The following is an 18,927-nucleotide window of genomic DNA, read 5'->3' as shown; positions in this document are numbered from 1 at the left end:
GTGTGCCCCGGCCGGTTACCTGCCTGTCAGCAGAGGAACAGCAGCCGCATCAGGAAGGTGCAGGTCGTCCCGCCCGAAGTGCTGGAGCCGCCGGACGTGGTGGTCGAGCTGCCCGATGTCGTGCTCGTTCCTCCGGTGGTTGTGCTGCTACCCGTGGTTGTAGTGCCGCCCGTCGTAGTGGAGCTAGCCGAGGTTCCGCCACTGGTTGTGCTGGTCGACGATGTGCTCGATGTGGAGCTGGAACTGGATCCGGCAGGCAGGGGATCGCTGTAGCTGGTGGTGCCATAGCTGCCGCAGGATGCCACCGTCGCCGGGTTCGATGCGTCCTTCTGGTAAATCTGTGACAGGTCGCGGTCATCGCGCACGGTGAAGCTGGCGCGCGAATGAATCTGTGATGGGCTGCCAAACGGATTGCCGATGATCGGCTTGTATTCGTAATGCAGCTCCACGAACATGACCGCTTCGTCGGGAAAGGCGAGCACTTCCTCGCCCGGGGGGCCCATGCCGGGAAAGCCGCCGTTCCGCCCGTCACCCTCATTGCCATAGGTTGAATTGGAACGCAGCGCGCCCATGCAGCGCTGCCAGTGAATATACTGGTTGTTGGTGCCGGGCACCACTTCCAGGCTGCTGAGGATCACCCGCCCCTGGCCATAGAGGTTCAACGACGGGCCAGCCTGCAGCTCCGCGCCATAGAACAGGTCCTGGATATCGCTTTCGTAGATCCGCCGGTCCTGGAGCATGGATTCGTCACCGATGCGCGAGGCGTTGTCGGCCAGCTGCACGGCCAGCTGGTTGACCTGCATGGTCACGATCGTGCGGTTGCACAGCTCCAGCCCGGTCAGCCCCAGGGCGAGGATGATCGGAAAGGTCAGGGCAAACTCGGTCGCGGCCAGGCCGGCGGTGCAGCCCCGCAGGCGGGCGGCGAGGGCGCGCAAGGGGCGGGCAGGGGGGCTTGCGGTCATGTGCAGTTGCCCACCCGCACCGAAGTCTGCTGCATGCCAAAGGGCTGGTTGCGCAGGATCGTGCGCGCCACGGTCGTCACCCGTGCGTCCATGCCCGGGACAAAGCGCGAAATGGGGAAGGGCCGCGGATAGCTGACCGTCACCTCGTACATCACCGCATCGCGCGCGCCGCCGAAGCCGGAGCTGCCCCGGTCCCGGTCCCAGGTGTTGTTGCCGTTCACGTCCTCGAACGGCTCGCCGGCATTGCAGGCCCCGTTGTTGTCAAGGTCGGTAAAGTCTTCCGGCTGCGCGACATTGGCATAGGTGTCATAGGCGCGGCGGCTGAAGGTAAGGGTGGCATCCGGCGCGATGGACTTCACTGCGCTGGTGACGCGGTTGTCCACCACGGCATCGGCATCCTCTACCGAGGAATCGCGCGCGGCCTTCTGGATCGATCCTTCCAGCATGGCGGAGGTGTAGATGTTGTAGGTGAGGTCGAACATGCCCATCAGGGCCATGATCAGCACCGGGGCGATCAGGGCGAACTCCACCACCGCAGCCCCGCCGGTGTCGGCACGCAGGGCGACAATGCGGCGGTAAAGGCGGATGCGGGCCATCAGCGGGTGATCCGCAGCGCCGCCATGCGACGGGCGATTTCGCTGAAGGTGTTCTGCAATTCGGCGGCATTGGCGGCCACGAAATAGTGGCCCGAGCCGGCGCAGTTCTGCATGATCGCATTGGCACTGGTGCCGAAGCTGACCACCCAGACCTGGATGTTGCGGCGCTTCACTTCCTCGCAGGCGAAGCTGAAGCGCGCTTCCACCGTCTGCGTCAGGCTCATGCTGGAGGTGGGCCGCCAGCGCCGCCGGTCGAGGGGCTCGATGCCGTAGGAGCCATAGGAGATGTCGAGCGGCGCGGTCTCGCCGTCGGTCAGGAAGATCATGTGGCGGGTGGTGGGCACGTTGCCCACGTCTGCGTTCTCAGCGGCGAACAGACCGGTGGCGGAAAGCAGGCGGCCGCCCCAGATCATGCCGATATCGTGGTAGGTGCTGCCTTGGGGCACCAGATTATCGACATAGGTGGCAATCTGGGCGGCCGTCATCACCTGCAACTTCTGCGCCGGTTGCGGGCAGGCGCCATAACCCCACCACCAGGAATTTACGAATTCCAAAGGACTCCTGACTGGTCCGGGCGTGAACATGCCCTGCCCGTTGGTGCGAACCTCACGCAGATAGCTCAGTTCGTTGAGCATGGGGCGCCATTGGGTGTCGGGATTATTGCGATCTGGCACGCGGTCAATATCCAGGTCCAATGCCCGGCCAAGATCGACGTTGCCGTAGTTGTTGATCTCGTATGTGCTGCGCTCCTCGATGCAGCCTCGATAAGACACGGTGACATCGGTGGGCGCCAGCGGCGTGCCCCCCATCGGCACGGTGGTGCTGTTCGAGCTTTCAAGGAAGTCGAGGTCTACCGGCATCGAGGCATAGCGCCATTCGAAGTTGTCGACAGTCTCCATGCCGGTCTGACGGGATGCCCAGGCGAACCGGTGGTCGTTATAGGTTGTGCCCGACACTGTGTAGGTGTTGGCATCGATCTGCGAGCAGTTGTAGCGGGTTCCGGTTTCCTTGATTTGCTGGACGGTCCAGCCGTCGGCATCAACGGTTTCGCTAAGCACCTCGCGCGCTTGCGTAGAGGCAGGGCACGAGGACGCGACGTAGGATGAGGTGTTGGTGAAGGTGCCGCTGATGTAGGTGTATCGGGTTTCGTAGATCGGCCTGGTCGTTGTGCCACCGGCCGAGCGGGGCAGGCGGTAGTTGTAGTTCCACTCGTCCACCAGCCAGTCGTCCTGAAGCAGGTGGCCAACATTGACGTTGGTGGAATAGGGCACGAAGCCATAGCGGATGCGCGAACCCGGGGTCTTGCTGGCCTCCATCTGGGCATAGAAGCTCTTCACCGTGGCGCGCAGGGCCTGGATGCGGGTCTGGCTGTCACCGGGATTGGTCCACGACATCGAGCCGGTTGTATCCAGCACCATCATCACGTCCATGTTGCCCATGTTGATCTGGGCCTGGCAGGCGACGGAGACGGGGATGCTCTCGAAGCCGAACACGGCCATCACCGTGGTCTCGATATCGGCCGTGGCCGTGCCGCTGACCGAATAGTCCTCGTTCAGCCGCATCGAGAAGCTGCGCGTATTGCTGCCGTAGGACCGGTTGCGGAAGTTGAGGTTGAAGAACCGCTGCCCGGTGTCTGCCGCGGACGAAGGGATGGTGGTGCTTACCGCAGCCGCGGTACCCAGGCGCTTGCGGGCGGCCAGCACGCCGGCATCGCAGGCCTGCTGCAGCCGCGTCTCCGCAAGATAGCCGCGCCCCATGTCGATCCCGCTGCCGACCAGTGCCAGCAGCGGAAACAGCGATGCCGCCACAATGATGATGACGTTACCCGCCGTCTCGCGCGATAGCCGCGCAAGGAACCGGGCTGCCCCGCGTCGCCATGATTGGAAGGACACTGCCATCATGCTCGGCCTCATAGGGCACAGGGCGTAAGGCTATCCCCAAGGGACATGGTTAATATGCTTACACTTCTGGCCTTTTCGCCAAGGTGTCAGGTCGTGCTGAGGAAGACTGGGCGCGTGTAGGTGAAGAAGGGGGCAGGGATGCCGGCGAACTCCAGCATGTTGTCCACCTGGTAGGTTACCACGATCTCCAGTTCGCGCACGCCGGTAATCCGCTGGGTGGCGGCATCATCCACCCGCACCTCCAGCCGCGAAGGATCGAGCATGTAGGGCGCGCCACCCGCCCGCGAGAACGCGAAAGTGCGGATCTGCGAAGGGGACAGCGTATTGCCGTTCTGCTGCTGCACCAGCGCCTGGCGCGCTATGTCGGCCGAAAGGTTGCGGATTGCGTTATAGTTCTGCAATCCCATGCCTACGTACATCACCCCGAAAATCATGACCAGGAAGGCCGGCGCCAGCAGCGCGAATTCCACCACCATCGCCCCGCGATCATCGCGCCGCAGGCCGGCCAGGGTGGCGAGCAACCGACGCATCATCCCACCTGCACCGTACGGGTGACGTCAAACGTCAGCTCCGATCCGATGCCGAATTCGGCCCACAGCGGATGATAGGTATCGGCAATGGCCAGGCGGATGAACTTGTTGATCACCACGCCGGTGCTGCAATCGGCCTCGCTGGTCACATAGGCCGTGGCATCGGCGCAGCGGTAGATTTCGGTTACGCTGACTTGGCCGGTGCTAAGGCCGGTAGACGTCGCCACCACGTCGCGGATGGCGGTGCGCTCCTCCGAGGTTGCAGGCGTGGCCGCACGCACGATGGCCGCAGCCTCGGCCGCCGCGCTCTGCAGTTCCGTCTGGCGGGCCACGATCGAGCCGATCTCGAACCCGCCGATCGACAGCGCGATCAGCACCGGGGCGATAATGGCCGTTTCGATGGCCATCGATCCGGCCTGGCAGCGCAGGGCCCGGCGCAGCAGGGAGAGGGCGCGGCGCATCATGCCACCAGCTTCACTTCGCCGATGGTGGTTGCCACCGTGGTGTCTTCCGAAGAACCGCTGGGGCAGAAGGTCGACATGTTGGTGGTGCCGGTCAGCGTGATGGTGTTGGCAGCGATCATCAGGCACTGGCTGGTCACCTGTGCCGTCCCCGAGAAGGTGATGTTGCTGACGGGGAAATAGAGCGTGCCGTTGAGAATGGTCGTGGAATTGCCGTTGATGTCGTTCCGGCTCGTTCCCTCGGAATCGCGGTCCTCGAACACCAGCATCCCTGCCAGGGCGTTCGCATCGGTAGTGCTGACGCCGCGGGCAATCAGGTCCGATGCCTGGATCGCGGTAAGGTTGATCGTCGAGCCGCCGCGGATCTTTATGTAAGCGCCGTTCTTCAGCACGAACATCACGCCATTGCCGGTCACCTCGTACTGGCTGGTCAGGTCCAGCCCGCCGCCGTCGATGATGTAGACCCCGGTGGCGAAAGTGGTGTTGCAGCTCACGAAGATGTCGCTGTAGGTGCCGGGCACCACGCTGCCGCCCACCGTGCCGCCGGTTGTCACCACATCGGAATAGGTGGTGGTGATCTGGGTGATCCGCCGTTCCCAGATTTTGTTGCTGCCGCTGCCAGAAACGTGCGTCCACGAGGTCGACGTGGCGGTACTGGACCCCGCCTGGGTGGAGTTGCTGACGATCTGGTTATACTTGGTGTTCGAACTTGTCGTGTTCGGCTTGGGGCTGCCATAGGTGTAGGCCGTCGCGTTGTTCGAGTTCGAACCACGGAAATAGGCATAGGTCATCGTGGTGACCGTGCCCACCGTGGCGCTTGTGGTGCCGGCCGAGGTTGCACAGCTGTACGTGCGCTGCACCTGGCTTTCAGTCGGGTTGGGCGGGGTGAGATTCTCGAACGGATCGTACAGCCCATCCATGTTCTCGATGATGACATCATCGGTATTGGTCGAGAACCAGTCGTCGATCCCGCCCCGCGCCAGGATCCAGCCGGCATCCACCGTGGGGTTACCGTTGGCGATCACCGCATTCGGGTCACTCGAGAGGGCGGCCATGCCGCAGCCCGCAGTAAGGCTGGCGCTGCCGCCGATGGTGATGGCGCCGTCCTCGTCCTCGTCCACCGCGATCAGGCACGAAGTGAACGTGGCCCCGCGCGTGAAACTGGCCTGGGCATAGGCGGTGATCGTGGCCGTGGTGCCGCTGACGAAGCTGCTGAAGGGCAGGGCCTTGGTGGCTGAGGCCGAGACGATCACCGAGTTGTTGCTGCCGCCCGAATAGTTGGCCAGCGACACCTGCGGCGTGGCGGCAAAGTCCTCGGTAACCGAAAGGTTCGCGGTGAATTCCTGCGTCGCGCGGGTGGCATAGGTGGCGGACGTGGCATCGTTGGTGCGCGCCCAGGCCCCGGCCACGGCGGCCTGGTCCACGGCGAACTGCAGCTCGCGCTTCCACATGTACCACTGGGTTAAGTCGACACCCAGGCCCGCGCCGCCGATCAGCACCGGCGCGCCAAGAGCCACGATGAGCGTGGCATTGCCGCTGGAGCAGTTACGCAGATCGTTTGCGAGACGCTTGAGGGAGCTTAGCATTGCACTTGTTTCCCGCCTTGGCACCTAGTTCTGAACGGGCTTTGCAAGGAATTTGGTGTCCTTCGTGTTCCCAAAACTGGTTACCGGTCTGTAAACCACCGTCTTGCGCGATCATGGCTGCGCGCGCTGCCTTGACCTTTGGGCGGGCGGGCCGGAAGGGTGCGCCGATGTCCGACCCCGCCACCGATTTCGCCGCCGATGCGCTGCCGTTGCCGCAGCGACTCGCGCTCAGCTATGCGCCGCGCGGTGCCCGCACGCTGGTGGGGGCGCTGTGGCTGCTCGACCGGCGACTGGCGGGCATCCTGCAGGCGCAGGGCGAGGTGATGATCGCCCAGATCAAGCTGGCCTGGTGGCGCGACCGGCTGGGCGAGGATCCGGCACTGTGGCCTGCCGGTGAGCCGCTGCTGGGCCTGTTGAGAAATGGTGAAGTGGCACCCCGGGACTTCGTGCCGCTGGTTGACGGATGGGAAGCCCTGCTGGCGGAGGACCTGACTGCCGCCGGCGTGGACGAATTCGCGGCAGGTCGCGCCGCTGCCTGGCGTGCCCTGGCGCTGGCCTTCGGGGCCCCGCAGGCGGCCGATGCAGCGGCCCAGGCGGCCCGCGAGACCAGCTATTTCGACCTGGCCATGCATCTGGGAACCGAAGCTGAGGCCGCGGCCGCGCGGCAACTGGCGCTGGCCTGCAAGTGGCAGAAGCCCAACCTGCCGCGCGCGCTTCGTCCGCTGGCCGTGATCCATGCCCTTTCAGCCCGCGCGCTGCGGCGGGGATCGGCGGAGCTTGGCGGGGCGGGCGCCGGATTGCTGGCCTTGCGGACCGGGCTGTTGGGGCGCTAACTGTCTGGCGGGCAACGGGTCTGGCAGGAATTGGGGGGAGCGGGGCATGAACCGCCTGGTCTTGGGAGCGTTCTGTGCACTGGTGATGGTCGCCGTGGGCCTGTTCTGGTGGCAGGGCAGGGCAGCGGTGGAACGCGGCGCGCCGCCGCCGGAGCCTGCCGCGAGCAGCCCTGACCCCAACGCGCTGCCAAGCGCCAATGTGGCGGACATGCGCGGGCCCGCGCCGCCCGAAGCCAGCGAATTGACGCGCGAGGAGCAGCGCTTCTTCCGCTATGACCGCGACCGGGACCGGCGCATCACCCGCAACGAAATGATGTCCACCCGGACCGACGGGTTCCGCGCGCTCGACAAGGATGGCAACAACCTGCTGACCTTCGAGGAATGGGCCGTGGCCACCAGCACCCGCTTCTCCGGGATGGACAGCGATGGCAACGGGTGGCTGAACCCGGCCGAGTTCGCCACCAGTGCGCCGCGCCCTGCGGCAACGCCGCGCTGCCGCTGCTGATCAGGCGGGCACAGGCTCCAGCGCGGCCAGCCACTGGCCGAAATCGGACTTTGCGCGCGCGGTATAGGCCTCCTTGCGGGCCTTCTTGTTGACATCGGGCAACGGCGGGAAGAGGCCGAAGTTGATGTTCATCGGCTGATAGCTCTCGCCCTCGGCATCGCCGGTCACGTGCGCCAGCAGGGCGCCCATCGCCGAAGTGCGCGGCGGGCCGATCCATTCGCGCCCCGTCACCTGATAGGCGGCCATCATGCCCGCCAGCAAGCCCACGGCGCTCGATTCCACATAGCCTTCGCAGCCGGTAACCTGCCCGGCAAAGCGGATGTGTTCCGCTCCCTTCAGCCGCAACTGCCGGTCAAGCAGCACTGGCGAGTTGATGAAAGTGTTGCGGTGCATCCCACCCAGGCGGGCAAATTCGGCATTCTCCAGCCCTGGGATGATGCGGAACAGGCGGACCTGCTCGGCATATTTCATCTTGGTCTGGAAGCCGACCATGTTCCACAAGGTGCCCAGCTTGTTGTCCTGCCGCAGTTGCACCACGGCATAGGGCCAGCGGCCGTTGGGATGCTCGGGCGTGGCCCAGTGCGGGTTGTCCAGCCCCACCGGCTTCATCGGGCCGAAGCGCAGCGTTTCTACCCCGCGCTCGGCCATCACCTCGATCGGCATGCAGCCCTCGAAATAGGGGGTGTTAGCCTCCCATTCCTTGAACTCGCCCTTTTCGGCGGCGTTCAGGCCATCGACGAAGGCGAGGTACTGCTCCTTGGTCATCGGGCAGTTGATGTAGTCCTTGCCCCCCTTGTCCCACCGCGCGGCCATCCAGCAGATCGACATGTCGATTGTCTCGTGGTGGACGATGGGGGCAATGGCATCGAAGAAGGCCAGCCGGTCCTCGCCGGTGGCCTTGACGATGGACTGGGCCAGGGTGGGAGCGGTCAGCGGGCCAGTGGCGACGATGGTGAGGCCGGCCTGCGGCAACTCGTCTACCCTCTCGCGCACTATGGTAACGTTGGGGTGCGCCTCCAGCGCGTTCTGCACCTCGGCGCTGAACACGTCGCGGTCCACCGCCATTGCGCTGCCGGCGGGAACGCGGGCCACTTCGCCCGCGCGCATGATCAGGCTGTCCAGCCGCCGCATCTCATGATGCAGCAGGCCCACGGCGTTCTTCTCGTCATCGTCGGAGCGGAAGGAGTTGGAGCAGACCAGTTCGGCCAGCCCGTCGGTCTGGTGGGCATCGGTCCCACCCTGGCCGCTGCCGCGCATTTCCGACAGGCGCACCCGCATGCCGCGCTGCGCCAGTTGCCAGGCCGCCTCGCTGCCCGCCAGGCCGCCACCAATGATGTGCACATCGAATTCCATCCGCGCGGCTTGCAGACCGGCGGGCTTGGGGTCAAGAGTGCGGGCCATGTCGAGACGTGCCCTGGCCGAAAAACGCCCGCTTCTGCTGCTGTCCGTGGTGGCGGCGCTGGCCTATTACTACCTGCGCTTCACCGGTTTTCCGGAGCTGTTCCTGATGCTGGTGAAGGGCGCGGCGGTGGGCAGCCTGGCGCTCTATGCCTTTCTGCGCCATTCCGGACCGGACGTGAAGCTGCTGGGCTGGGCGCTGGCGGCGGCCGCAGCGGGTGACATGGCGATGGAGTTCGACACGCAGATTGGCGGGTTGCTGTTCCTGCTGTTCCACTTCTTCGCCGTGATGCTGTTCCTGCGCCATCGCCGCGCGGCGTTAACGTCCAGCCAGAGCTGGGTGGTGGGAATGACGTTCTGCCTTACCCCGCTGATCGCCTGGCTGCTGCCGGCTGATCGAGAAGGGGCATGGCAGGTGGCGCTCTATGCCGTCGCCCTGGGCGCAATGGCCGCCAGCGCCTGGGCCAGCGCCTTTCCACGCTATCGCGTGGGGGCAGGGGCCATGCTGTTCCTGTTCAGCGACCTGCTGATCTTTGCCCGCATGGGCCCGCTGGATGGGCACTTCCTCCCCGAATACATGGTCTGGCCGCTGTACTACCTGGGCGTGCTGCTGATCGCCACCGGCGTGATCGACACCGTACGCAAGAAGGAACCGGAACTGCGGGTGGTGAAGTAGGGCAGGGACGCCGGCGAGGATTACTCGCCAGCCTCGTCCTCACTTTCGTTCGCCGCGCGCTCGGCCATCTCCTCAGCCACCGCCTCCTCAGCCGCGTTCTCCGGCTCTTCCTCCTCGTCAAGGCGCACGGCGGAGACCACATGCTCGCCCTCGGCCACGGTGAACAGGCGCACGCCCGCCGACCCGCGCCCGATCACGCGCAACGAGCCGAGTCCGATGCGGATCAGCTTGGCCTGGTCGGTCACCAGCATCAACTGATCGCTCTGCGTGGCGGCGAAGCTGGCCACCACCGGGCCGTTGCGGCCGATGTTGTCGATGTTGGTGATGCCCTGGCCACCGCGCCCGGTGCGGCGGTATTCGTAGGCACTGGACAGCTTGCCATAGCCATTGGCGCAAACGGTGAGGATGAACTGCTCGCGCGCCGCCAGCTCGGCATAGCGCTCGGCCTCCATCGTCAGCTCGCCTTCCTTCTCCGGCTTCCACGGGGCGAAGCGGACATATTCCTCGCGCTCCTCGCTGCTGGTGCCCACGCGGTGCAGGATGGAGAGGCTGATCACCTCGTCATCGCCCTTCAGCGTCATGCCGCGCACGCCTGTGCTGGTGCGAGAGGTGAATTCGCGCACCTCGTCCCCGGCAAAGCGGATGGCCTTGCCCTGACGGGTGGCCAGCAGCACGTCGTCACTGGCATCCAGCAGGGCCACGCCGATCAGCTTGTCATCGCTGCCCTCGTCGAAGCGCATCGCGAACTTGCCGTTGCTGGGCACGTTGGCGAAGGCATCCATGGAGTTACGGCGCACGTTGCCCTTGGCCGTGGCAAAGACCACGCTGAGCGAACCCCAGGTGCTCTCGTCCTCCGGCAGCGGCAGCACGGTGGCGATGGTCTCGCCCGTGTCCAGCGCCGGCAGCATGTTGACGATAGGACGCCCGCGCGTGTTCGGCCCGCCTTCGGGCAGTTTCCAAACTTTCAGGCGATAGACCTTGCCGGCGGTGGAGAAGAACAGCACCGGGTTGTGGGTGCTGGTGACGAACATGTTCGACACCGCATCCTCGTCCTTCGTGCTCATGCCGCTGCGGCCCTTGCCGCCCCGGTTCTGGGCGCGGAAGGTGGAGAGCGGGGTGCGCTTGATGTAGCCGTCGAGGGTCACGGTCACGACCATGTCCTCGCGCTCGATCAGGTCCTCGTCCTCGATCCCGTCCCAGGCAGGCGCGATGGGCGACATGCGCGGGGTGGCATAGAGATCGCGGATTTCGACCAGCTCGGTCCGCATCACTTCGTACAGGCGTGCACGGTCGGCCAGGATCGCCAGGTATTCCTCGATGGCGACGGCCAGTTCCTTCAGCTCGTCACCAATCTCGTCGCGGCCCAGGGCCGTCAGGCGGTGCAGGCGCAGGTCCAGGATCGCCTTCACCTGCCGGTCCGACAGGCGATAGGTGCCGCCACTTTCGTCAAGCGAAGGCTCGATCGCTTCCACCAGGCGAATGTATTGGGCGATATCGCCGATCGGCCATTCCTTGGCCAGCAGGCGGTTGCGCGCCTCTGCCGGATTGGGCGAGGAGCGGATCATCGCCACCACCTCGTCCATATTGGACACGGCAACGACCAGGCCCAGCAAGATGTGCGCCCGCTCGCGCGCCTTGTTCAGTTCGAACTTGGTGCGCCGCGTGATCACCTGCTCGCGGAACTGGATGAAGGCCTGGATGATGTCGCGCAGGGTCAGCGTTTCGGGCCGCCCGCCGCGGATCGCCAGCATGTTGGCCGGGAAGCTGGCCTGCGCCGGGGTATAGCGCCAGATCTGGTTGAGCACGACCTCGGGTGAGGCATCGCGCTTCAGGTCCACCACCACGCGCACGCCTTCGCGGCTGCTCTCGTCGCGGATGTCGGAGATGCCCTCGATCCGCTTGTCCTTGGCGGCTTCGGCGATTTTCTCCACCAGGCCGCTCTTGCCCACCTGGTAGGGGATGGAGGTGAGCACGATCGACTGGCGATCACCGCGCGTGTTCTCGATCTCGTGCGCGGCGCGCATCAGGATGGAGCCACGGCCGGTGGTATAGGCCTGCCGCGCGCCGTGCTGGCCCAGGATCAGCGGGCTGGTGGGGAAGTCCGGCCCGGGAATGAACTGCATCAGCTCTTCCGAGGTGATGGCCGGGTTATCCATATAGGCCAGGCAGCCATCGATCACCTCGCCCAGGTTGTGCGGCGGGATGTTGGTGGCCATGCCCACGGCAATGCCGCCGGTGCCATTGACCAGCACGTTGGGGAAGCGGGCGGGCAGAACGGAAGGTTCCTGCCGCGAGGCATCGTAGTTGTCGACGAAATCGACCGTATCCTTGTCGAGATCGTCCAGCAGCATGTTGGCCACACGTGCCAGGCGGCTTTCGGTGTAGCGCATGGCCGCCGGCGGATCGGGGTCCATGGAGCCGAAGTTGCCCTGGCCGTCGATCAGCGGAACGCGCAGCGACCACGGCTGCACCATGCGGGCCATCGCGTCATAGATCGCGCTGTCGCCATGCGGGTGGTACTTACCCATCACGTCGCCGACGATATTGGCGCTCTTGCGGTAAGGCCGCCCGGCGACATAGCCGCCTTCCTGCGCGGCATAGAGGATGCGGCGGTGGACGGGCTTCAGGCCGTCGCGAACATCGGGCAGCGCGCGGCTGACGATCACGCTCATCGCGTAATCGAGGTAGGACGTCTTCATCTCATCGACGATGTCGATGCGCTCGTAATCGCCCGGAACTGCAGAACCGTTGCCGGACGGGATAATGTCGTCGTTGTCGCTCACCTGCGGGTGTCGCCTGTTGTTGTTGTCATTTGCTTGAAAAGGCCTCCGGACCCTAGGGGAAGGGGGGTGGTTAGGCCAGCACGCCGACCCTCATGTGGGGACTGTAGGGCCCTTTATCCACACTTGCTGAACGGGAGGGGTGCACCGGCGTTAAAACACCGTTCAGCGCAGGATACCTAGTGCCCAATTGCAATCGGGATCGATCCCATGCATGGGCGCATTGTCCCCCACGAATGTCGGCTGGAAAAGCCGGTTTTGCCTTCAGGAGAGCTTACAGATGGGTGCCATTTCTGTTTCCACCGGCGGTCGCAAGGTTGCCAGCCTGGCGCGCGCGCTTGCCCTTGCCACCGCGCTTGCCAGCGTGGCCGTGGCCGGTGCCGCCGATGCGCAGAACCGCCGCGAGCGCCAGCAGCGCGCGCCGCAGGCCGAATACAGCGAAGCCTTCGTCACTGCCTACAACGCCGTGCAGGCGGTGACCCAGTCGGGCGCTACCGATTTCAGCGCGGCCCGCCCGCTGATCCCGGCGATGCTGGCCGCTTCCGTGTCGAATGACGAGAAGGATGCCGCCGGCAACATGCTGTTGCAGGTGGGCCAGAACCTGCGCGATGTAGCCCTGCAGCGCCAGGGCATCGAAATGATGCTGGCCAGCGGCAAGGTGGCCCCGGAAAACCAGGGCCAGTTCTACTATTACGTCGGCAACTTCGCGCTGCAGGCGCGTGAATTCGAGGCCGGCCGCACCGCGCTGCGCCAGGCCGTGGCTCTGGGCTTCACCCCGCCGCAGGCCGCCACCGATCCCTCGATCGATCCGCGCACGCAGATCCTGCAGAGCTTGTTCCTGGAGCAGAAGTTTCCCGAACTGAGCCAGTCGGCCGAGGAACTGGTGACCGCCGCCAACGGCGCTGCAGTGCCCGAACTGTGGCTGACCTATGGCCTTCAGGGCGCGATCGAAACGCAGAACCCGCAGGCTGCCGCCACCTTCTCGGTGCCGCTGGTCCAGCAGTATCCCAACCCGCGCAACGTGCGCAACGCCGTGCGCGTGGCGCTGAGCCAGGATGGCGTGCGCAACGGCCCGATCATGGCCGACGCCATGCGCCTGCTCTACGAAGCCAATGCCATGACGGCGGAAGCCGACGTTGCCGCCTATGTCGGCAGCCTCGACGCGCGCCTGATGGCCAACGAAGTGCTGCGCGTGCTGGAACGCAGCAGCAGCACCAACGTGATCCCGGCCAGCGACTCGTTCCATACCGAGAACTTCGCCACGGCATCGGAGCGCGCCGGGCCGGAACGCAGTGCCGCCCCCGGACTGCTGCGCGAGGCGCAGTCGGCCGCGACCGGCCTTGAAGCCTACGAGGCGGGCGAGATCTACATGTCGCTGGGTGACTATGCCCAGGCCGAGGCGTTGTACGAGATGGCCCTGACCAAGGGTTCGACCGATCGCGACCGTGACCTGATGCGCCAGGCCATTGCCGAGTATCGCGGCGGCAAGAAGGCCGAAGCCAGTGCCACCCTTGCCCAGGTTGGCGGTGCCCGCGCGCGCCTGGCCGCGCTGTGGCAGGCCTTCATCGCCTCGCAGGGCTGATCGCCCGCAGGCTCAGGCCGGAAAACAGGGAAGGCGCGGGAAGGGGTAACCCTCCCGCGCCTTTCCTTTTGCCCTTTAGGGCCGCGTCAGACGTTGAACTTGAAGTGCATCACGTCGCCGTCCTGCACCACGTATTCCTTGCCTTCCTGCCGCAGCTTGCCGGCGTCCTTGGCACCCGCTTCGCCGTTGAGGGCGATGTAATCGTCGTAGGCGATGGTTTCGGCACGGATGAAGCCGCGCTCGAAGTCGGTGTGGATCTCGCCGGCCGCCTGCGGGGCCTTGGCGCCGGTGTGCACGGTCCAGGCGCGCGCTTCCTTGGGGCCGACGGTGAAGAAGGTGATCAGGTGCAGCAGGTCATACCCGGCGCGGATCACGCGGGCGAGGCCGGTTTCGTGCAGGCCCATCTCTTCCAGGAAGACCAGCCGTTCTTCCGGCTCCATGCCCACCAGCTCGCTCTCGATGGCGGCAGAGACGATCACGGCATTGGCGCCTTCGGCCTTGGCCTTCTCGAATACCCTGGCGGAAAAGGCGTTGCCATTGGCGGCGCTTTCTTCCTCCACGTTACACACGTAGAGCACCGGCTTGGCGGTGAGGAGCTGCGCCTGCTTGAACACGCGGGCTTCCTCGTCATCCTTCGGCTCGACCAGGCGGGCGGGCTTGCCCTCGCGTAGCAGGTCGAGCGCCTGGCCCAGCACGGAGGCGACGATCTTCTGTTCCTTGTCGCCCTGGGCGGCCTTCTTCTGCGCGGCCGGGACGCGCTTCTCCAGGCTTTCCAGGTCGCTCAACATCAGTTCGGTTTCGACCGTTTCCGCGTCGCTGATCGGGTCCACCTTGTTGTCGACGTGCTGGATGTCATCGTTCTCGAAGCAGCGCAGCACGTGGACGATGGCGTCCACCTCGCGGATATTGCCAAGGAACTGGTTGCCCAGGCCTTCGCCCTTCGAAGCACCGCGCACCAGGCCGGCAATGTCGACAAAGCCGAGCTGGGTGGGAATGATCTTCTGGCTGCCGGCAATCGCCGCCAGCTTGTCCAGCCTCGGATCGGGCACGCCCACGTTGCCCACGTTCGGCTCGATCGTGCAGAACGGATAGTTGGCCGCCTGCGCTGCCTGCGTTTCGGTAAGGGCGTTGAACAGGGTCGACTTGCCGACATTGGGCAGACCCACGATCCCGCAGCGGAATCCCATTTTGCGTGTCCCGTCAGATTAAGGAGTAGGGCTGCGCCTTAGGTGAGGCGGGCAGGGGCCACAAGTCCGAAACACCCGGACCCAGACGGGTGCGGGCGGATACCCCGAAGGATACCCGCCCGCCGAAGAAAACCAGGAGAGGTTTTCGTAAACTTGGCTCAGCGCGCCGCGCGGCGCATCCGGCGACGACCGAAAGCGATGCCGGCTAGGCCCAGGCCGAACATGCCCAGCATGCCCGGTTCCGGCACCGGGGTGCCGCTGGTGCTGCCGGTGGTGCCGCCCGTGGTCGACGACGAGGTCGAGCTGCTGGTCGAGGAAGAGCTGGACGAGCTCGACGAGGTCGAGGTGCTCGAGCCGGTGCTGGAGCTGCCGGTGTAGTGGCCGCAACCCGGGCTGTGGGTATGCCCGCCCGACGAACCGCCCCACCACGAGAAGGTGGCCGAAGCCGGCGTAGCTGCGAAAGCGGCAGTGGCGAGAGCCATGGCGATGAACGACTTCTTGATCATGAGTTACCCCCAAGATTGGCAAATGACGAAGCTAAACAAACTTGTGCCAAAAACGTCGCAAAGGCCGTGCCAATCGCAGAATTCTGCGGTTTTGGTTGGTTAACGGTGATGTGGACACCTTGTTACTGTCAAGAATTCCGACGGTTTGCCCGCGGGTGCGATCAATCCTGCATCCGCAGGGCCACATCGCTCATGAAGCGGGCATCGTCGCCCTCGGCCAGCCACGGGGCCTCGGCAGAAACGGCCGCCAGCATGTCGGTCAGGCGGTCTAGCTCCGCCTTGGCGAAGTTGCCCAGGACGTGGCCGTGGACCCGGTCCTTGTGCCCCGGATGGCCGATACCCAGCCGCACGCGGCGGAAATCGGGGCCCAGGTGCTGATCGATCGAGCGCAGGCCGTTGTGGCCCGCCGTGCCGCCGCCGCGCTTCACCTTTACCTTGAAGGGGGCCAGGTCCAGCTCGTCATGGAACACGGTCAGCGCGTCCGGCCCAAGCTTGTAGAAGCGCATGGCTTCCCCCACCGCGCGGCCGCTCTCGTTCATGAACGTGGCGGGCTTCAGCAGCAGCACCTTCTCGCGCCCGATGCGGCCTTCCTGCAGCCAGCCCTGAAACTTCTTCTGCACCGGTCCGAACCCGTGCATATCGGCCATCACGTCCAGCGCCATGAAGCCCACGTTGTGGCGGTGCATCGCGTACTGCGGTCCGGGATTGCCGAGGCCGACCCACAATTGCATCGCTGACAGGCTCCTGAAAAAGAAAGGGGCCGGCATCGCTGCCGGCCCCCTGCTGTGTCGCAAATGCCGGAAAGGCTCAAGCCTCGGCGGTTTCCTCGGCAGCTTCCGCGTCAGCGCGACGGAGAGCCGACGGGGCCACCACGGTGGCGATGGTGAAATCGCGGTCGGTGATGCCCGAAGCGGCGCCCTGCGGCAGCTTCACGTGGCTGATGTGGATCGAATCGCCCACGTCCAGGCCGGTCACGTCGATCTCGATCTCGCTGGGGATGTGCTCGGCATCGCACACCAGGTCCAGCTCGTGGCGGACAACGTTCAGCACGGCACCGCGCTTCAGGCCCGGGCTGGCTTCCTCGTTGATGAAGACCACCGGAACCGAGACGTGGAACTTGGCGTCCTTGCCCAGGCGATAGAAGTCCACGTGCAGCGGGCGATCGCTCACCGGATGCAGCGCAACGTCCTTCGCCAGGGTGCTGACGGTCTTGCCACCGACCTCGATCTTGATGATCGAGTTCATGAAGTGGCCGGTCATCAGCTGCTGCATCAGCAGCTTCTCTTCCACGTGGATGGTGGTGGGTTCTTCATTGCCGCCATAGATCACGGCGGGGACACGGCCTGCGCGACGCAGTGCACGGGAGGCTCCCTTGCCAGCCCGTTCGCGCGCTTCGGCCGGCAGGTTCAGAGCGTCGCTCATGGTAATGCCTTTCGAATACGGATACACATTTCGCCCGCCACGCCTCCAGGGATGACCATGTCGGGGAAGGGCGGGCCATTAGCAGGCACGAGTGGAAAAGCAACTACTGTATGCGTTCCACCCGAAAGCCGCGCGCCGCCAGCAGCGCCGGCAGACCCTGCGGCCCCAGCATATGCGCCGCGCCGACAGCCACGAACGGCTTGCGTCCGCCATCGATCGCGGCGGCAATCCGCCCGCTCCAGGCGCGGTTGCGGCCGTCCATCAGCGCATCGCGCAGTTCCGCATCGCCCATCATTCCCGCATCGGCACGCCGTTCCAGCGCCGCGATGTCGCCGCGCAGCCAATCCTCCAGCGCCTGCTCGCCGTCGTCGGCGGCGGTTTCGCGGGCGACGGCCACCAGCAGATCGGCCTGTTCGCCGGCTGGCAGGGTATCGAAGATCGCCAGTTGCGAGCGATGATCTTCCAGCCCCTCGGCACGCGGCCCCCGGCGCAGCAGTGCGCGGTCCACACCCAGCGCCGGATCGCCCACGCGGCCTGACCCGGAGAGCATCAGCGCCGCCGCCCAGGTCTCGACATCGGCAAAAGCATCTTCGGACTGCCCACTGGCAGCGAGCAGAGTGGCGACTTCGGCTCGCCTTGCTTCATTTACGCGCGACAGCAGCGGAGGCAGGCGGGGCGAATGGGCGAGATCCTCGAACGCCTCGGATGCGCCGGTGGTGTCGTTCAGCCCGGCGATCTCGACCAGTAGCAGGCCAGCCCTGGCCAGTTCCGCCTCCAGCAGCGGGGTTTCCCAATCCGCTCCTTCGGGCAGGGCATGGACGGTGCCGAACAGCCAGCCTTCCGCCCCGTTATCGGACGAAACGTGCCACAGGGCAGGCCGGGGATCGGGCCAGTCGCGCGCCGGTTCCTGCTGGCAGGCGGCAAGCCCCAAAGCCAGCGACAGCGACAGCAGGAAACGCGCGATCACTTCCAGATGCGGGTGACGGTCAGCCCGCGGGTGCGCAACTGGTCCTGCACGCTGCCTTCACCGGCCAGGTGCCCGGCACCCACGGCCACGAACACGCGACCGGGCTGGGCCAGTCGCCGTTCGATCCAGCCTGCCCAGTTCATGTTGCGGTTGATCAGCAGGCGATTGACCAGATAGGCATCGTCCATATCGTCGTTCAGCGTCTGGCCGAGCTGGTCCACGTCGCCCGCGCGCCACTGGCTGACCATCGTTTCCACCGTGGTCAGCACGTCTGCCACGCCCTCGGCCGCCTCGTCCACGTAATTGAGCTGGTGCTCCAGCTCCATCCCGTCGAACATCTGCACCTGCTGCTCGATCGTTTCCAGTGCGTCATGGCGTTTGCCGGCGGCGCGCTCGGCCAGGGCGTTCTCCACGCCGGTGGCCGGATCGAACCCGGCGTTCTGCAACGGTCCCAGCGACAGGACGATGGCGGCATACCACGGCTCGTACCGGTCCAGCGCGTTCGGCGGCAAGCCGATGCTGGTCAGCGCGGTTTCGAACTCCACGCGGTTTTGCGGGGTCATCAACTCGCGCAGGTTCTGCCCTTCCGGCAGCGGCGCGGCAGCGATGATCGAGCCGGAGATCGCCTCCGGATTGTCCATGTTCAGCTCGGTCACCAGTTCGTCGGCCGACGACAGCGCACCGGCGATGCGGGTATCAAACCACTCCACGCCTTCGGGCAGCACGTGGACCGTGCCGAACAGGTAGATAGTGGTGTCCTCGTCCCGCACCACCCACAGTGCAGGGCCGGGCACGGCATCGGCGGGGCGCTGTTCGGTTGTTGCCCCGGCATCGGCCGGCGTGGCGCACGATCCCAGCAGCGGCAGCAGGCATGCGCCCGCCAGTGCCAAAGCGGCCTTGCGCACCATGGAAATCGGCATTGCCCCTGTTACTCCGAAGGACGGTTTTCGCCTGCGATCCATAGGGCAGCGCGCGGGCAAGTCCAGTCCTGCCCGTTGCGCCCTCGCCATTGACCCGCAAACCGCCTTCCGCCAT

Annotated in this window: 18 protein-coding genes; 4 read left to right on the top strand and 14 right to left on the bottom strand. The window is 65.5% G+C overall.

Features of this window, described 5'->3' with window-relative positions; translation table 11 throughout:
- Window positions 1–26: 26 nt before the first annotated feature.
- The 6 genes from GRI99_RS11395 to GRI99_RS11370 all read right to left on the bottom strand — a co-directional run bounded on the left by GRI99_RS11395 (window position 27) and on the right by GRI99_RS11370 (window position 6,036).
- Entirely contained in the window at window positions 27–962 is a 936-nt protein-coding gene (locus tag GRI99_RS11395; protein ID WP_160772160.1) for a TadE/TadG family type IV pilus assembly protein, read from the bottom strand.
- Window positions 959–1,558 (bottom strand): TadE/TadG family type IV pilus assembly protein, encoded by a 600-nt coding sequence (locus GRI99_RS11390; protein ID WP_160772159.1) that lies wholly within the window; start codon window positions 1,556–1,558, stop codon window positions 959–961. The genes GRI99_RS11395 and GRI99_RS11390 overlap by 4 nt, the downstream gene beginning before the upstream one ends.
- Window positions 1,558–3,456, bottom strand: a complete 1,899-nt coding sequence (locus GRI99_RS11385) for a Tad domain-containing protein (RefSeq protein ID WP_160772158.1) — start codon at window positions 3,454–3,456, stop codon at window positions 1,558–1,560. The genes GRI99_RS11390 and GRI99_RS11385 overlap by 1 nt, the downstream gene beginning before the upstream one ends.
- An 89-nt stretch (window positions 3,457–3,545) precedes the next feature.
- Window positions 3,546–3,992 (bottom strand): TadE/TadG family type IV pilus assembly protein, encoded by a 447-nt coding sequence (locus tag GRI99_RS11380; protein WP_160772157.1) that lies wholly within the window; start codon window positions 3,990–3,992, stop codon window positions 3,546–3,548.
- Window positions 3,989–4,453 (bottom strand): TadE/TadG family type IV pilus assembly protein, encoded by a 465-nt coding sequence (locus GRI99_RS11375; RefSeq protein ID WP_160772156.1) that lies wholly within the window; start codon window positions 4,451–4,453, stop codon window positions 3,989–3,991. The genes GRI99_RS11380 and GRI99_RS11375 overlap by 4 nt, the downstream gene beginning before the upstream one ends.
- Complete coding sequence (locus GRI99_RS11370; protein ID WP_160772155.1) at window positions 4,450–6,036, bottom strand: TadE/TadG family type IV pilus assembly protein; 1,587 nt, start codon at window positions 6,034–6,036, stop codon at window positions 4,450–4,452. The genes GRI99_RS11375 and GRI99_RS11370 overlap by 4 nt, the downstream gene beginning before the upstream one ends.
- A 167-nt stretch (window positions 6,037–6,203) precedes the next feature.
- On the opposite strand from GRI99_RS11370, the gene GRI99_RS11365 reads away from it, so the two are divergent.
- A complete protein-coding gene (locus tag GRI99_RS11365) occupies window positions 6,204–6,869 on the top strand; it encodes a hypothetical protein (protein WP_160772154.1) in 666 nt (221 codons plus the stop codon).
- Between the two features lie 46 nt (window positions 6,870–6,915).
- Window positions 6,916–7,374: an EF-hand domain-containing protein gene (locus tag GRI99_RS11360; RefSeq protein ID WP_160772153.1), complete on the top strand. Its 459-nt coding sequence runs from the start codon at window positions 6,916–6,918 to the stop codon at window positions 7,372–7,374.
- On the opposite strand, the gene trmFO is transcribed toward GRI99_RS11360, so the two are convergent.
- A complete protein-coding gene (trmFO, locus tag GRI99_RS11355; RefSeq protein ID WP_160772305.1) occupies window positions 7,375–8,727 on the bottom strand; it encodes a methylenetetrahydrofolate--tRNA-(uracil(54)-C(5))-methyltransferase (FADH(2)-oxidizing) TrmFO in 1,353 nt (450 codons plus the stop codon). It lies immediately after the preceding gene.
- Window positions 8,728–8,773: 46 nt separating this feature from the next.
- Here trmFO and GRI99_RS11350 point away from each other — a divergent pair, with 46 nt between their 5' ends.
- Window positions 8,774–9,448, top strand: a complete 675-nt coding sequence (locus tag GRI99_RS11350) for a lysoplasmalogenase family protein (RefSeq protein ID WP_160772152.1) — start codon at window positions 8,774–8,776, stop codon at window positions 9,446–9,448.
- 20 nt (window positions 9,449–9,468) lie between these two features.
- Here GRI99_RS11350 and gyrA read toward each other — a convergent pair whose 3' ends face one another.
- Entirely contained in the window at window positions 9,469–12,210 is a 2,742-nt protein-coding gene (gene gyrA / locus GRI99_RS11345) for a DNA gyrase subunit A (RefSeq protein WP_337192919.1), read from the bottom strand.
- Window positions 12,211–12,508: 298 nt separating this feature from the next.
- Between gyrA and GRI99_RS11340 the strand changes: the two genes are divergently transcribed.
- Entirely contained in the window at window positions 12,509–13,810 is a 1,302-nt protein-coding gene (locus GRI99_RS11340) for a tetratricopeptide repeat protein (protein ID WP_160772151.1), read from the top strand.
- 86 nt (window positions 13,811–13,896) lie between these two features.
- Here the strand turns inward: GRI99_RS11340 and ychF are convergent, their stop codons facing one another.
- The 6 genes from ychF to GRI99_RS11310 all read right to left on the bottom strand — a co-directional run bounded on the left by ychF (window position 13,897) and on the right by GRI99_RS11310 (window position 18,812).
- A complete protein-coding gene (ychF, locus tag GRI99_RS11335) occupies window positions 13,897–14,997 on the bottom strand; it encodes a redox-regulated ATPase YchF (protein WP_160772150.1) in 1,101 nt (366 codons plus the stop codon).
- A 158-nt stretch (window positions 14,998–15,155) separates the two neighbouring features.
- A complete protein-coding gene (locus tag GRI99_RS11330) occupies window positions 15,156–15,503 on the bottom strand; it encodes a PEP-CTERM sorting domain-containing protein (protein ID WP_160772149.1) in 348 nt (115 codons plus the stop codon).
- Window positions 15,504–15,664: 161 nt separating this feature from the next.
- A complete protein-coding gene (pth, locus tag GRI99_RS11325) occupies window positions 15,665–16,234 on the bottom strand; it encodes an aminoacyl-tRNA hydrolase (RefSeq protein ID WP_160772148.1) in 570 nt (189 codons plus the stop codon).
- Between the two features lie 76 nt (window positions 16,235–16,310).
- The gene (locus GRI99_RS11320; protein WP_160772147.1) at window positions 16,311–16,925 is read right to left on the bottom strand and encodes a 50S ribosomal protein L25/general stress protein Ctc; all 615 of its coding nucleotides are present in this window, start codon (window positions 16,923–16,925) and stop codon (window positions 16,311–16,313) included.
- Window positions 16,926–17,028: 103 nt separating this feature from the next.
- Complete coding sequence (locus tag GRI99_RS11315; protein WP_160772146.1) at window positions 17,029–17,892, bottom strand: TraB/GumN family protein; 864 nt, start codon at window positions 17,890–17,892, stop codon at window positions 17,029–17,031.
- Entirely contained in the window at window positions 17,889–18,812 is a 924-nt protein-coding gene (locus tag GRI99_RS11310; protein WP_160772145.1) for a TraB/GumN family protein, read from the bottom strand. The genes GRI99_RS11315 and GRI99_RS11310 overlap by 4 nt, the downstream gene beginning before the upstream one ends.
- Window positions 18,813–18,927: the final 115 nt, after the last annotated feature.

This window comes from Alteraurantiacibacter buctensis (assembly GCF_009827655.1).
GTDB lineage: Bacteria > Pseudomonadota > Alphaproteobacteria > Sphingomonadales > Sphingomonadaceae > Alteraurantiacibacter > Alteraurantiacibacter buctensis.
Note: the sequence above shows the minus strand (reverse complement) of the source record. Positions and strands in the feature narration are given on the sequence as shown.